Source organism: Salinivibrio proteolyticus, from assembly GCF_027286365.1.
GTDB classification, from domain to species: Bacteria; Pseudomonadota; Gammaproteobacteria; order Enterobacterales; family Vibrionaceae; genus Salinivibrio; species Salinivibrio proteolyticus.
In genome coordinates, this window is the sequence record NZ_CP114584.1 from 719,713 (window position 1) to 733,115 (window position 13,403).

11 protein-coding genes are annotated in these 13,403 nt (G+C 50.2%); 5 read left to right on the forward strand and 6 right to left on the reverse strand.

The annotated features are described in order from the left end of the window. The first annotated feature begins 27 nt into the window (after nt 1-27). The 4 genes from dnaE to N7E60_RS03525 all read left to right on the forward strand — a co-directional run bounded on the left by dnaE (nt 28) and on the right by N7E60_RS03525 (nt 7,412). Complete coding sequence (gene dnaE / locus N7E60_RS03510; protein ID WP_269598157.1) at nt 28-3,507, forward strand: DNA polymerase III subunit alpha; 3,480 nt, start codon at nt 28-30, stop codon at nt 3,505-3,507. Between the two features lie 55 nt (nt 3,508-3,562). Next, nucleotides 3,563-4,522 (forward strand): acetyl-CoA carboxylase carboxyl transferase subunit alpha, encoded by a 960-nt coding sequence (gene accA, locus N7E60_RS03515; protein ID WP_096631083.1) that lies wholly within the window; start codon nt 3,563-3,565, stop codon nt 4,520-4,522. Between the two features lie 100 nt (nt 4,523-4,622). Continuing rightward, on the forward strand, nt 4,623-5,939 hold the full coding sequence (gene tilS, locus N7E60_RS03520) for a tRNA lysidine(34) synthetase TilS (protein ID WP_269598158.1): 1,317 nt from the start codon (nt 4,623-4,625) through the stop codon (nt 5,937-5,939). Between the two features lie 123 nt (nt 5,940-6,062). Next, on the forward strand, nt 6,063-7,412 hold the full coding sequence (locus tag N7E60_RS03525) for a sodium-dependent transporter (protein WP_069588629.1): 1,350 nt from the start codon (nt 6,063-6,065) through the stop codon (nt 7,410-7,412). A 77-nt stretch (nt 7,413-7,489) separates the two neighbouring features. Here N7E60_RS03525 and N7E60_RS03530 read toward each other — a convergent pair whose 3' ends face one another. From N7E60_RS03530 to N7E60_RS03545, 4 genes are all read right to left on the reverse strand, one after another. Continuing rightward, nucleotides 7,490-7,678: a DUF4250 domain-containing protein gene (locus tag N7E60_RS03530; protein WP_269598160.1), complete on the reverse strand. Its 189-nt coding sequence runs from the start codon at nt 7,676-7,678 to the stop codon at nt 7,490-7,492. A 1-nt stretch (nt 7,679) separates the two neighbouring features. Continuing rightward, complete coding sequence (locus N7E60_RS03535; protein WP_069588633.1) at nt 7,680-7,883, reverse strand: YaeP family protein; 204 nt, start codon at nt 7,881-7,883, stop codon at nt 7,680-7,682. A gap of 61 nt (nt 7,884-7,944) precedes the next feature. Beyond that, a complete protein-coding gene (locus N7E60_RS03540) occupies nt 7,945-8,799 on the reverse strand; it encodes a GGDEF domain-containing protein (RefSeq protein WP_069588634.1) in 855 nt (284 codons plus the stop codon). Nucleotides 8,800-8,917: 118 nt separating this feature from the next. Further along, nucleotides 8,918-10,048 (reverse strand): patatin-like phospholipase family protein, encoded by a 1,131-nt coding sequence (locus tag N7E60_RS03545; RefSeq protein ID WP_069588636.1) that lies wholly within the window; start codon nt 10,046-10,048, stop codon nt 8,918-8,920. A gap of 169 nt (nt 10,049-10,217) precedes the next feature. Here N7E60_RS03545 and N7E60_RS03550 point away from each other — a divergent pair, with 169 nt between their 5' ends. Beyond that, nucleotides 10,218-10,829, forward strand: coding sequence for a superoxide dismutase (locus N7E60_RS03550; protein ID WP_096631093.1), 612 nt, complete (start codon nt 10,218-10,220; stop codon nt 10,827-10,829). A gap of 46 nt (nt 10,830-10,875) precedes the next feature. Here the strand turns inward: N7E60_RS03550 and N7E60_RS03555 are convergent, their stop codons facing one another. Together N7E60_RS03555 and tsaA are read right to left on the reverse strand one after the other, a co-directional pair. Further along, a complete protein-coding gene (locus tag N7E60_RS03555; RefSeq protein ID WP_069588640.1) occupies nt 10,876-12,591 on the reverse strand; it encodes a proline--tRNA ligase in 1,716 nt (571 codons plus the stop codon). A gap of 46 nt (nt 12,592-12,637) precedes the next feature. Further along, the gene (tsaA, locus tag N7E60_RS03560; protein WP_077455968.1) at nt 12,638-13,363 is read right to left on the reverse strand and encodes a tRNA (N6-threonylcarbamoyladenosine(37)-N6)-methyltransferase TrmO; all 726 of its coding nucleotides are present in this window, start codon (nt 13,361-13,363) and stop codon (nt 12,638-12,640) included. Nucleotides 13,364-13,403 lie beyond the last annotated feature (40 nt).

Genomic DNA, 13,403 nt, shown 5'->3' on the forward strand with positions numbered 1-13,403 from the left:
TCCAATCCCTAGATAGTAACGAGTTTTATGTCTGAGCCACGTTTCGTCCATTTACGTATTCACAGTGATTTCTCCATGGTCGATGGGTTGTCCAAAGTCCCGCCACTGGTTAAGAAAGTGGCCGAAATGGGCATGCCTGCGATGGCCTTGACAGACTTTAGCAACCTTTGTGGGTTGGTAAAGTTCTATAACACCGCGAATAATGTGGGTGTAAAACCTATCATTGGTGCCGATTTTAAGGTGCAGTCGGAGGCGTTTGGCGATGAATTATGCCAGCTGACCCTTCTTGCCGCGGATAAAGCGGGGTATAAAAACCTCACTTTACTGATTTCCAAAGCTTACTTGCGCGGCCATGTTCAACATACGCCAGTGATCGACCAAGAGTGGCTGGTAGAACACGCTGACGGGTTGATTGTATTATCTGGCGGCTGCCGAGGAGACTTGGGCAAAGCCTTACTGAAAGGCAATAAGGCGCTTGCTGAAGAGTGCGCCCGTTTTTATCAAGCCCATTTTCCCAATGCTTATTACATGGAGCTCGTTCGCACCGGACGTCAGGATGAAGAAGTGTACCTACACTTTGCGGTCGACTTTGCCACCGAGCACGACCTGCCTGTGGTGGCGACGAACGAAGTGTGCTTTATCTCGCCCGACGAGTTTGACGCCCACGAGATCCGTGTGGCCATCCACGATGGTTATACGTTAGACGACCCACGTCGCCCGAAAAACTACAGTGCCGAGCAATATCTGCGCACCGAGCAAGAGATGTGCGAGCTCTTTGCGGATATCCCAGAAGCGTTGGCAAATAGCGTGGAAATTGCTAAGCGCTGTAATGTACCGGTCAGACTTAATGAATACTTCCTGCCGAACTTCCCAACCGAAGGGATGGAGATTGATCAGTACTTGGTCAAACGCTCCAAAGAAGGCCTAGAAGAGCGACTGGCGTTTCTTTTCCCCGATGAGAAAGAGCGCGCCCTTAAGCGACCTGAATACGACGAGCGCCTTGACCGTGAACTCGGTGTGATTAACCAAATGGGCTTCCCTGGTTACTTTTTGATCGTGATGGAGTTTATCCAATGGTCAAAAGATAACGATATTCCGGTGGGACCCGGACGGGGCTCCGGGGCCGGCTCTTTGGTTGCGTACGCCCTTAAAATCACTGATTTGGATCCCCTAGAGTTCGATCTGCTTTTTGAGCGCTTCTTGAACCCAGAGCGAGTTTCCATGCCCGACTTCGATGTCGACTTTTGCATGGATAAGCGTGATTTGGTGATCGACCACGTGGCCGAAATGTACGGCCGGGATGCGGTATCCCAGATCATTACTTTCGGTACCATGGCGGCCAAAGCGGTGATCCGAGACGTGGGTCGTGTATTGGGTCACCCCTATGGGTTTGTTGACCGTATTTCTAAATTGGTGCCGCCCGACCCGGGCATGACGTTGGCAAAGGCGTTTGAAGCTGAACCGCAGTTGGTTGAGGTTTACAACGCAGACGAAGAAGTCAAAGCGTTGATCGACATGGCCCGCATGCTCGAAGGGGTGACACGTAACGCGGGCAAGCACGCGGGCGGGGTGGTGATTTCACCGACGACGATTACGGACTTTGCACCGCTATATTGTGACAGTGAAGGGCACCACCCTGTCACCCAATTTGATAAAAACGATGTTGAAACGGCCGGTCTTGTGAAGTTTGACTTCTTGGGGCTGCGGACGCTGACCATTATCGACTGGGCGCTGGGAATGATTAACCCTCGCTTACAAGCGCAAGGCAAAGATCCTATCGATATCGCGGCGATTCCGATGGCCGACCAACCATCATTCGAGATGCTGCGTAAGGCAGAGACGACAGCTGTGTTCCAGCTGGAATCGCGGGGCATGAAAGAGCTGATCAAGCGTCTCCAACCGGACTGTTTTGAAGACATGATCGCACTGGTGGCTCTGTTCCGCCCAGGCCCATTGCAATCAGGGATGGTGGATAACTTTATCGACCGAAAACACGGACGAGAACAAGTCTCTTATCCCGATGAAAAGTGGCAACATGAGTCACTGAAAGAGACCCTTGAGCCGACCTACGGCATCATCTTGTATCAAGAGCAGGTGATGCAAATTGCCCAGATCTTAGCCGGATATACGCTCGGTGGCGCCGATTTGCTACGTCGTGCGATGGGTAAGAAAAAACCCGAAGAAATGGCCAAGCAGCGCGACATCTTTGAAAAAGGCGCGATCGCAAACGGCATTGATGGCGAACTTGCCATGCGTATCTTCGACTTGGTGGAAAAGTTTGCCGGTTATGGTTTCAACAAATCACACTCCGCCGCTTATGCCTTGGTCTCTTATCAAACACTGTGGTTAAAGGCGCATTATCCGGCTGAATTCATGGCCGCCGTTATGACCGCGGATATGGATAACACCGATAAAGTTGTCGGACTGGTGGAAGAGTGCCGTCGCATGAAACTAACGGTGCTCCCCCCAGATGTGAACGCGGGTTTGCACCGCTTTACCGTCAATGACAAAGGGGAGATCGTCTACGGTATTGGCGCGATTAAAGGGGTGGGTGAAGGGCCGATCGACAATATTGTTGCGGCGCGAGAGCAAGATGGCTACTTCCGTGACTTATTTGATTTCTGTGCGCGCATTGATACCAAAAAAGTCAATAAGCGTGTGATTGAACGCTTGATTCGCGCAGGCGCCATGGATAGGCTTGGCCCTCATCGTGCGGCAATGATGGCATCACTCGATGACGCTATTCGTGCGGCCAGTCAGCATCATCAAGCCGAGTCTTACGGACAAACCGATATGTTTGGTGTCCTCACGGATGCCCCGGAAGAGGTCGAGCACGCCTACGCGAATGTGGCACCTTGGCCAGATAAAGTGTGGCTGGAAGGGGAGCGAGAAACCCTAGGGTTGTATTTGACCGGCCATCCCATCAATAGCTATCGTAAAGAGCTTAAACACTATGTGACATGGCGATTGGAAGACGCGCATGCCACTAAGCGTGATGTGGTGTCTACGGTCGCCGGTCTTGTGATTGCGGCGCGTGTCATGACCACCAAGCGCGGTTCTCGTCTTGGGATCTTAACCCTTGATGATCGCTCGGGCCGCATGGAAGTGATGCTTTTTTCTGACGTACTCGACAAATATCTCGATCTGGTGGAGAAAGACAGAATTCTGGTGGTCTCAGGACAGGTCAGCTTTGATGACTTCAATGGTGGGCTTAAAATGACGGCCCGTGAAATCATGGACATCAGTCAAGCGCGAGAAAAATATGCGCGCTGTTTGGGCATCTCTATCATGGAAGAGCAAATTGATGCCCCGTTTTTTGAACGGTTTCATGATACGTTGGCACCGTACCGTTCAGGGACTGTGCCAGTGAATCTTTATTACCAGCGCCGTGATGCACGGGCGCGGTTACGTTTAGGGGCGGAGTGGCGAATTACCCCCGCGGATGAACTGATCGATAATTTAAAAGGCTTGCTTGGCGACGAGCAGGTCGAATTAGAGTTTAACTAAGCTTAGCTGGTGACGCATCGCGTACACCGGCGGTGACCAATAGGATTCTCTTGGTATGAGTCTTAACTTTTTAGAATTCGAACAACCGATCGCAGAGCTAGAAGCTAAAATTGAAGCCCTTCGCGCTGTCTCCAAGCGTGGCGGAGAAGATGCGGTTAATCTTGATAAGGAAATTGAACAACTGGAAACCAAGAGTCTTGAGCTTACGCGCAAGATCTTTGGTGATTTAGGGGCATGGCAAGTGGCACAACTGGCGCGCCACCCTCAACGTCCTTACACCTATGATTATATCGATCTTATCTTTCACGAATTTGACGAGCTGGCGGGCGATCGCGCCTATGCGGATGACAAAGCCCTAGTAGGCGGTATTGCGCGCTTAGAAGGGCGTCCAGTGATGGTCATCGGTCACCAAAAAGGCCGTGATACCAACGAGAAGGTAAAGCGTAATTTTGGTATGCCAAAGCCTGAAGGATATCGCAAAGCATTACGCTTGATGAAAATGGCAGAGCGATTCAACATGCCAGTGATCACCTTTATTGATACTGCCGGTGCTTACCCAGGCGTGGGGGCAGAAGAGCGTGGTCAGTCAGAAGCCATTGCACGTAACTTGAAGGAAATGGCGGGCCTGACCGTGCCGGTGATCTGTAATGTGGTTGGTGAAGGCGGCTCAGGCGGTGCCTTGGCGATCGGTGTTGGTGACTACGTCAATATGCTCCAGTATTCAACATACTCAGTGATTTCGCCCGAAGGCTGTGCCTCTATTTTGTGGCGTGATTCGGCCAAAGCACCACAAGCGGCAGACGCAATGGGGATGACTGCCCCACGCTTGAAAGAGCTGGGCTTGATTGATGCTGTGATTGAAGAGCCTCTAGGTGGTGCGCATCGCGATATGAAAGCGACGGCACAAAGCATTAAACAAACCTTGATTAGCCAGCTCGCGGATTTGGAAGCATTGGATACTGAAAGCCTACGCGACCGCCGATATCAGCGTTTGCTCAGTTATGGTTACTGCTAATTGCCACTCGATAATCGAGCACAATGAAAGGGCCTAATGGCCCTTTTCTTTTTGCTACGCGCCAGCAACAATAGGCGCAGACTCACAATGACAGATGCTTATGCTCACCCAATACCTGACAGACACACTGGCGCCGCTAACGGCTCAGCCACGACAAATTCTTTTAGCCCTGAGTGGGGGATTAGACTCTCGGGTGCTGCTGGATCTATTGGCCAGTTATCGCGGCCAGCATCCGCAGCACGACTATTCCGTGTGTCATGTTCATCATGGTTTGCATGCTGATGCCGATAAGTGGGCGACACAATGTCAGGTTTGGGCGGAGCAAGCGGGTTTTTCCTTCATCCTAAAACATGTCACTCTCGACCCAGAGTTAAGCACAGAGCATGCAGCTAGAGAGGCACGCTATCAAGCCTTTCAAGAGTTACTCCAACCCCATGGACTCGTTCTTACCGCGCAACACAGCGATGATCAAGTCGAGACCTTCTTTTTGGCATTGAAGCGAGGAAGTGGTCTGGAAGGATTGGCGGGAATGCCCACTGTGAGAACACTCGGCAAAGGGCTCTTAGTCCGTCCTTTGTTGGCAGCGTCACGGGCGCAATTGCATCACTACGCGCGTCAAAAAGGGTTGGCATGGGTGGAAGACCCGAGCAACCAAGATACACACTTTGATCGTAATTTTATCCGTCAACAATGGCTCCCAGAAGCTGACGCGCGTTGGCCGGGGTTTCGCACTGCCGTGCAACGCACGCAGCAATTGTGCCAAGAGCAAGCGGCACTCTTAGCAACATTTGTCGCCCCTTTGGTCGAAAACGCCATCGATACGGACAACAGTTTGTCTTTGGCACATCTCCCTCTTACGGATCTTGCTCTGTGTCGAGCGATGTTACGACACTGGTTGAAGTACCATGATCTGATTTTAACTCAGGCTCAGCTTAATACGCTGATCCAGGATGTGGTGCAGGCAAGAGCGGATGCTAACCCGCAACTGTCGGTTGATGGAAAGAGCATTCGTCGTTATCAGCAGCGTTTGTATCTTATTGCTGACTCCGCGGATGTCACTGCATGGCAAGGTAAACTGACGCCACAATCGCCATTACATTTGCCGGATGGATTAGGGCGTTTGGTGCTTCTTCCTTATACAGAGCGCGCGCAAGGATTGGCATTAGGTCCTTTGCCACAGTCTTGGCTATCGGTGCAGTTTAATCCCAGCGGGTTAAGCGCCCATCCTGCCGGGCGGCAAGGCCGTCGTAAACTCAAGAAGCTTTATCAAGAATACGGTATTCCAAGTTGGCAGCGGCGTCGCTTGCCAATCCTTTGCGACGAGCGTGGTGTAATCGCCGTGGCGGATTGCTTTGTGAGTCAATCAGCGGTCGGGAAGGTATGGCGTTTAGTCTGGGAGCGGAAAAACACTGCTTAACTTATCCCTTACCCGCCAATTATCTGCCTGCTCATAAAACCACCAGTCAGATAAACGACACTTGCTAAAATTGTCCGAATTACTTAATGTACTAGTCTAATGATACATTGAGGTAAAGAAGTAATGGCATCGAGTCGTGAATTATTTGGCACCCGAATAGGCTTTGTCCTTGCTGCAGCCGGCGCGGCTGTGGGACTAGGCAATATTTGGGGGTTCCCAACGCAGGCGGCGAGCAACGGGGGCGGCGCTTTTTTATTAGTCTACTTACTGATGATCTTACTCGTTGCCTTTCCCATGTTGGTGGTGGAGATGGCGATTGGTCGGCATGGCCGCGCTAACCCGTTGGACAGCATGCGTGCGCTGAGTGATAACCCTCTTCTGAAGCGTTTTGGCAGTGGCGTGGGGCTGATTGGCTTGGCTGTACCTTGTATGGTTTTGGCGTTTTACAGCATTGTAGGCGGATGGTTAGTCTCTTTTTTATTGGCTGCGGTGGCAGACATTTTCCAGTTTTCAGACGCATCCGCTTGGTTAAAAGGCTTCTCAGCATCACGTAATCTCTTTGGGGCGGTGGTGTTTTATGTGCTCACCATTGTGATCGTACAGGCGGGGGTTAAGCAGGGGATTGAGCGTTGGTCAACCCGTCTCATGCCCGCGCTGTTTGTCCTCTTTGCTGCGATGTTTGTCTATATCATGACGCTACCCGGCGCGACAGAAGGCTTAAAGCACTACCTGATCCCCGACTTTAGCAAAGTGATGGACAAAGATTTGCTATTAGCAGCCATGGGACAGGGCTTCTTCTCTCTGACGATTGGCGGATGCTCCATGCTGATTTATGGCTCGTACCTTAGCCACAAAGAAAACCTGCCGAAAATGGCACTGAGTGTCACTTTGGTCGATACCGCAGTGGCGGTGATTGCCGGGCTAGTGGTGTTGCCAGCGATGTTTGTTGCCATGCATCAAGGCGTTGAGATTTATGCGCAAGACGGCAGTTTGCTCAGTGCCGATACCTTGGTGTTTACTGTGTTGCCTTTATTATTTGAAAGTTTAGGCGCGGCAGGCCCGTATGTTTCTCTCGTCTTCTTTTTGCTGATGACTATCGCGGCCCTGACATCCTCGATTTCTATGCTGGAGTGTCCTGTAGCGCTGGCCAGTGAGCGCTTGGGCTCAAGCCGGAAAATCACCAGCTGGGTGTTAGGGGGTGTGATTGCGCTCTGCAGTGCGGTGATTGTGTTTAACTTCGGTGCGCTATTTGGCTTAGTTGCGAAGGTGGCGACCCAATATTTCCAACCTTTTGCGGCGCTACTTTTCTGTCTATTTGGTGGTTGGATTTGGTCGCGTGATCGCAAGCTAGCGGCATTGCGCGAAGGTTATGATGATATTGAGCAGAGTCTGTTCTGGAAAATCTGGCCTGTGTATGTGAAGTTTGTTTGCCCTGTGTTGGTAGCCACAGTGTTGTGGGTCTCACTTGGCTAAAAGCCAAATGATGACACTAAAAAAGCGGACATCGGTCCGCTTTTTTTATCGCCGCTTAACAGGCAAGGCGAGATGAGTTAACGGAACTGTTTGGCGTCTTCTAAATACGTAAAGCCAGCATCCGCTAAGCGCGCACACAAGGTGTCGCGGTCGATATCATAGTAACGTACTAAGTCCTCTAAACTGGCAAACTCATCGCGTAGCTTCATGTTAATAATGCTCATGAGCATGACAGGATCCATCGAGGCATAGTTTTTCAAATCCATCTTAATCCTCGTGATCGCTAATCAATAAATTGGCAGCAGCAAATGCGGCTTGTTCACGACGAGCTGGCGAAACACTCTCGTCACTTGCGACATCATTTAATGCTTTCAGCGCGCAGCTGATAGCTGCAGGAATGTAGCCTTGTTCGCCACTGCCAATCTCGGCATAGCGCTGGCGGATGAGTTCACAGCAATCTGCAACTTTCATAATGGATCTCCTCAATAGTACTGCACGCACTATAGCGAAAGGAGAGGCGTTGAGAAAAGGGTTAGCGAGCGCGTTTTTGGCGATACATGCTCTGATCGGCACGCTCATAAAGCGAAACGCTGTTATCGCCTTTACGATATTGGGCATAGCCAACCGAGGCGCTGATATCGTGCGCGCTGAGTAATCGGTCATTGGTGACCAGATGTTTGACTCTATGGGTGACATTGGCGACTGAATCATCACCGGCGGGCTGTAGCAACACCGCGAATTCGTCACCGCCTAAGCGATAACAGCGGTCGCTACCACGCACGGCCTCTTTGACCAGCAGCGAAAAACGACGAAGCACTTTATCACCGTCTAGGTGGCCATAGTTATCATTGACTTGTTTAAAATTATCCATATCGAACATCATCATGACCAAGCCAATATTTTGCCGCTCACAAACTGCAACCGCGTGCTGCAAATCCTGCTCAAAGCTGGTTCGGTTGTGCAGTCCGGTTAATCCATCCAGCAGTGCCATGTTCTTTACACGGGTATATTCAACCGCATTGGTCAGCGGACCGGCAAGCAACTTATGGTAGGTGTGTAATAAGCTAATTTCATCCGGATCAAGTTTATACGGAGTGGAGTACTGCAGCACCCCTAATGGTTGCTTATTAAATTTAATCGCGAAGGTTTGGCGGAAAGTATGTTGCTCACCCCGACGGATAATATTTGAGATTTCGTCGTGCTCCCAAATGATACGACCAATATCAATCTGCTTTTCTACCTCTCGTGCATACACCTCAAACAATACCTTGATATCGAGGTGTCCTTGCAGTTTTTGTAGCAACAACAAACGCTGATCAGCACCCAGCGGAACTTTACGCGGGGCGATGCCAGAGTGTGTGAATTGCTTTAAGTGCGAGGCAGTCATTAATAATCAACAGCTATCTGATTTGTGGGTCATGCTGAATAAGCAGAATCCATGCCAGCCTATTATCAAGGCGAAGAGACGTCGTTTGGCTGCGATCTATCTCGTTCTTTTTGGATGACTATTCTATCAACAAGGAGAGGATTTGGGATCTGTGATTCTGTGCGTCTTGGTAGCCGATGTCAATTAACTGGCGAAGATATGCCGGCTCGAACAATAAATAACTGGCAAAGGTAGCATCTTGTGAGGCATTGATGCCTAAAAGCCTTAACAGGGCACGTGCGGCAAAGGGCATATGGCGATAAAAACGCTTGGCTACGGGCTCGAAAGGGACCGATGGACGCAGGTGTAGGACATTCACTTTTCTTAATCCTAGCTGGTGGCGCTGCGCGTCGTTCAGGGCAAGGTGAATTTGGTTCATGCGCTGCAAGTTTTCTAAGTCGGCCGACAAGGTATCAGCAAATATTGCGTTCATCAGGTGACCGCCCAGCATCGCGAGTCCTGGCGCTGACGGGTCGATATTGCCAGCAGTGCGAATACCTGTGGTTAAATCCAAAATGAGGATCCGCTCCGCCCCCATTTTAATCGCCGGTCGCAAAGGGGCGATTTGGTGAATCGCACCATCCCCATAAAACTCATGGCCAATGCGTGAGGCAGGGAACACGAAAGGAATGGCTGAAGAGGCCAGTAAATGCTCTGTCGAGAGTTGGCTGCGTCGGCCGACAGCTCGTGCCCGCTCCCATGGCGAAATACTGGCATCACCTTGAAAAAAACTGACCGATTGGCCGGTTTGATAGTTGGAAGCGGTCACCGATAGGCCATGAAGGTGACCGGACAGTAATTGATAGTTTAACTTATTAAAATTAATGGTTTGATTAAGCAATTCACGCAATGGGCGATTATTTAACAGGCCAAAAGGTGAAGTGGGTTGATAGCGTGACTGAAAGCGCTGTCCTGTTTGGCTAGCGAGGTGACTTAACAGACCAAGAGGCTGACTGGCAAAAATACGCGATGTATCGAGCCGATGCCACAGCCATGACAACTTTTTGACGCCAAGTCGAAAAGATGACGCGTAGCTAGCCAGAGACACCGCATTGATTGCTCCGGCAGATGTGCCGGAATATATCGTAAATGGACTGGTGTGAACGCGAGGGTACCATTCAGCAATGGCAGCCAATACACCGACTTGATAGGCCGCACGCGCACCACCACCAGTCAGAACGAGAGCGATTTTAGGCTTGTGTGTAGACATATAACCGACGACGTTAAAAGGCTAACAGCTTGATTATAGTTACTTCACGCGCCCTGTCGCGCGTTAGTCATCACAACGTCCGTTTCTTTTTCATTATAGATAATGAGGTTGAAAATCATTATCAATTCGATCTATGGTGAGGAGGTCAATTAATCGATGGAGTGACAAGATGACTTATTCGTTTCCCGATTTACCCTATGCCTATGATGCTCTCGAACCGCATATCGATGAGGCAACCATGCGCATTCATCACCAGCGTCACCACAAAACCTATTTCGATAAATTCGTGGCTGCGATAAAAGAGACAGACCGCGATGGTGAGCCGGTTGAGGATTTGTTTCGAGATATCTCGTCGCTGCCAGCAGCGATTCGTAATCATGGGGGAGGATACTATAACCACCTGATTTACTGGCAATCGATGACGCCGAATCCTAAGCCTGCGCCAGAAGGCGCACTCTACGATGCGATTGTCGAGACCTTCGGCTCGCTTGATGCATTTAAAGAGGTTTTTAGTCAGGCGGCAATTGGTCAGTTTGGTTCAGGTTTTGCATGGCTGGTGGTGAAAGAGGATGGTCAGCTTGCGATCACCTCAACGGCTAATCAAGACAATCCATTGATGGATATTGCAGAGGTCAAAGGTGAACCGATTTTAGGGTGTGATGTCTGGGAACACGCTTATTATCTTAACTACCAGAACAAACGTCCTGACTACGTGAACGCGTGGTGGAAGGTGGTGAATTGGTCATTTGCTGAAAAAGCGTACCAGCAAGCGATCGGTTAAAAAAATGCCCCGCAACGCGGGGCATTTACTCTCTAGACGATAAGGCTTAAGCCAGTTTTGCTTGGATAAACGATAAGGCGTCGTCGATAGCGAACGGCACTTTCTCACCGTCGCGGCGATGCTTATATTCAAATACGCCATTATCCATGCTGCGCTCACCGATTACGATGGTATGCGGCACACCTACTAGCTCAATGTCTGAGAACATTACCCCAGGACGTTCTTTACGATCATCAAAGAGTACCTCGATACCGGCAGCAGTAAGATCAGCGTAAAGCTTTTCAGCCGCTTCACGGACACGCTCAGACTTGTGCATATTCATCGGCACAATCGCCACGGTAAACGGTGCAATCGCGTCTGGCCAAATGATGCCATTTTCATCATGGTTTTGTTCAATCGCAGCGGCAACTACACGTGTCACACCAATACCATAACAGCCCATTTCTAGGGTTGTATTTTTGCCATCTTGGCCGAGGACGCCTGCGCCCATTTTTTCCGAGTAGTTGTTACCCAGTTGGAAAATATGGCCAACTTCAATACCGCGCTTAAACATCAAGGTGCCTTTGCCACATGGGCTAGGATCGCCTTCAACCACATTACGCAAATCGGCAACTTGGCCAAGTTCAACGTCACGGCCCCAGTTGATGCCAAAGTAGTGTTTGTCGTCAATGTTGGCACCGGCGCCGAAATCATTCATTACCGCGACGCTGCGATCGACAATAAACGGCGCAGGAAGATTGACCGGACCTAGTGAACCGGGACCGGCACCGACTAAGGCGCGAATTTCTTCTTCTGTCGCAAAGGTTAATGGCGCTGCAACTTCAGGAAGATTTTCTGCTTTCACTTCGTTGAGTTCATGGTCGCCGCGGATAATCAGCGCGATCAGGTCGGCGTCTACTTCATCAGAGGCCTTAACAAACAAGGTCTTGACGGTTTTTTCGATCGGCAACTTAAATTGCTCCACCAACTCGGCAATGGTTTTTGCATTTGGCGTGTCGACTAATTCCATCGCTTGGGTTGGCGCCTCAGCCTGATCTTTAGGCGCGAGTGCTTCTGCCTTTTCGATGTTGGCGGCGTAATCGGACTCGGTGGAGAAAGCAATCAGGTCTTCTCCGCTACCAGCAAGTACGTGGAACTCATGTGACGCGGAGCCACCAATCGCTCCTGTGTCTGCCAATACCGCGCGGTAATCAAGGCCCATACGATCAAAAATGGCGCAGTAGGCGGCACGCATTTTCTCGTAACTTTGCTCCATACCCGCTTTATCGATATCAAAGCTATATGCATCTTTCATGATAAATTCACGTGAACGCATCACGCCAAAACGCGGACGAACTTCATCACGGAATTTGGTTTGAATCTGATACAGATTGATCGGCAGTTGCTTATACGAGTTAATCTCGTTGCGCACCAAGTTAGTAATCACTTCTTCATGCGTGGGTCCAAGTACAAAGGGACGTTCGTGACGATCCGCGATGCGAAGCAGTTCTGGACCAAACTTTTCCCAGCGTCCTGTTTCTTGCCATAGATCTGCAGGCTGTACCACTGGCATAAGCGTCTCGACAGCGCCTGACTTGTTCATTTCTTCCCGTACAATGCGCTCAACTTTTTGTAGCACTCGTACACCGGTCGGCAGCCAAGTGTATAGACCTGAAGCAAGTTTACGAATCATACCTGCGCGCAGCATCAGCTGGTGGCTGACAATTTCTGCGTCGCTAGGGGTTTCTTTCAAAGTAGAAAGCAGATATTGACTGGTACGCATTTAAAGTTATCCGTTGATATTAGCGATCAATAATAAGTAGGGCATATTAACAGCGCGGGGGAGTTTCGACAAAAGCTTCTATGGTCTCAACGTGAATCTGGTCGTCAGACACCGTGAAACGCACATTGAAATCGAACAGGTGGACGGCATAGTGCTTAGCATCTGGCTTGCCCTTTTTATAGGCAGGGCGAGGGTCTTGTGCGAGCACCTCTTCAATCACTTGGCGTTGGTATGTGCCCTCAGGATGTTGAGAGAGTGTCGCGAGGGCGGGGTTGGAAAAATGAACTGGCATCAAGTCAGGCTTTTGCTGAGCAAACCCGCCCTGAGCACTATCAAGACAATCAGAGTAGGGGATATAAGGTTTGATATCGATAATTGGCGTTCGATTGACAAGATCGCACCCCCGTACGACTAACCGGACTTGGCCCGGAGTAGACTCAACGCGAACCAGCTCTACCGCCGACATGCCGATACCATTGGGACGAAAGGTCGCACGACTGGCAAAGACGCCGACTCGCTCGTTTCCACCCAAACGCGGGGGACGAACTGTCGGGGACCAACCTTTATCTAAATTACGATCGAACAAGAATAGTAACCAAAGGTGGGAAAACTGCTCAATGCCTCTTACCGCATCAAGCTGATTCGCGTCACCGCGCAATTCAATATATGCCAAGGCACTAGGCGCTAGGCCCGGTTGTCGCGGCACAGCAAACTTTTCTTTAAACGGAGAAATCAAAGTGCCAACAGGAGAGATAGAGAAAGTATCTTGCATAGGGTGAAGTTCGGTTAATAGACGCACGCTAATCTTAACA

What these genes read in the sequence shown, in the direction of transcription:
- dnaE (WP_269598157.1), top strand. Translation starts at nt 28, where the DNA reads ATGTCTGAGCCACGTTTCGTCCATTTACGTATTCACAGTGATTTCTCC.
- accA (WP_096631083.1), top strand. Translation starts at nt 3,563, where the DNA reads ATGAGTCTTAACTTTTTAGAATTCGAACAACCGATCGCAGAGCTAGAA.
- tilS (WP_269598158.1), top strand. Translation starts at nt 4,623, where the DNA reads ATGCTCACCCAATACCTGACAGACACACTGGCGCCGCTAACGGCTCAG.
- N7E60_RS03525 (WP_069588629.1), top strand. Translation starts at nt 6,063, where the DNA reads ATGGCATCGAGTCGTGAATTATTTGGCACCCGAATAGGCTTTGTCCTT.
- N7E60_RS03530 (WP_269598160.1), bottom strand. Translation starts at nt 7,678, where the DNA reads ATGGATTTGAAAAACTATGCCTCGATGGATCCTGTCATGCTCATGAGC.
- N7E60_RS03535 (WP_069588633.1), bottom strand. Translation starts at nt 7,883, where the DNA reads ATGAAAGTTGCAGATTGCTGTGAACTCATCCGCCAGCGCTATGCCGAG.
- N7E60_RS03540 (WP_069588634.1), bottom strand. Translation starts at nt 8,799, where the DNA reads ATGACTGCCTCGCACTTAAAGCAATTCACACACTCTGGCATCGCCCCG.
- N7E60_RS03545 (WP_069588636.1), bottom strand. Translation starts at nt 10,048, where the DNA reads ATGTCTACACACAAGCCTAAAATCGCTCTCGTTCTGACTGGTGGTGGT.
- N7E60_RS03550 (WP_096631093.1), top strand. Translation starts at nt 10,218, where the DNA reads ATGACTTATTCGTTTCCCGATTTACCCTATGCCTATGATGCTCTCGAA.
- N7E60_RS03555 (WP_069588640.1), bottom strand. Translation starts at nt 12,591, where the DNA reads ATGCGTACCAGTCAATATCTGCTTTCTACTTTGAAAGAAACCCCTAGC.
- tsaA (WP_077455968.1), bottom strand. Translation starts at nt 13,363, where the DNA reads ATGCAAGATACTTTCTCTATCTCTCCTGTTGGCACTTTGATTTCTCCG.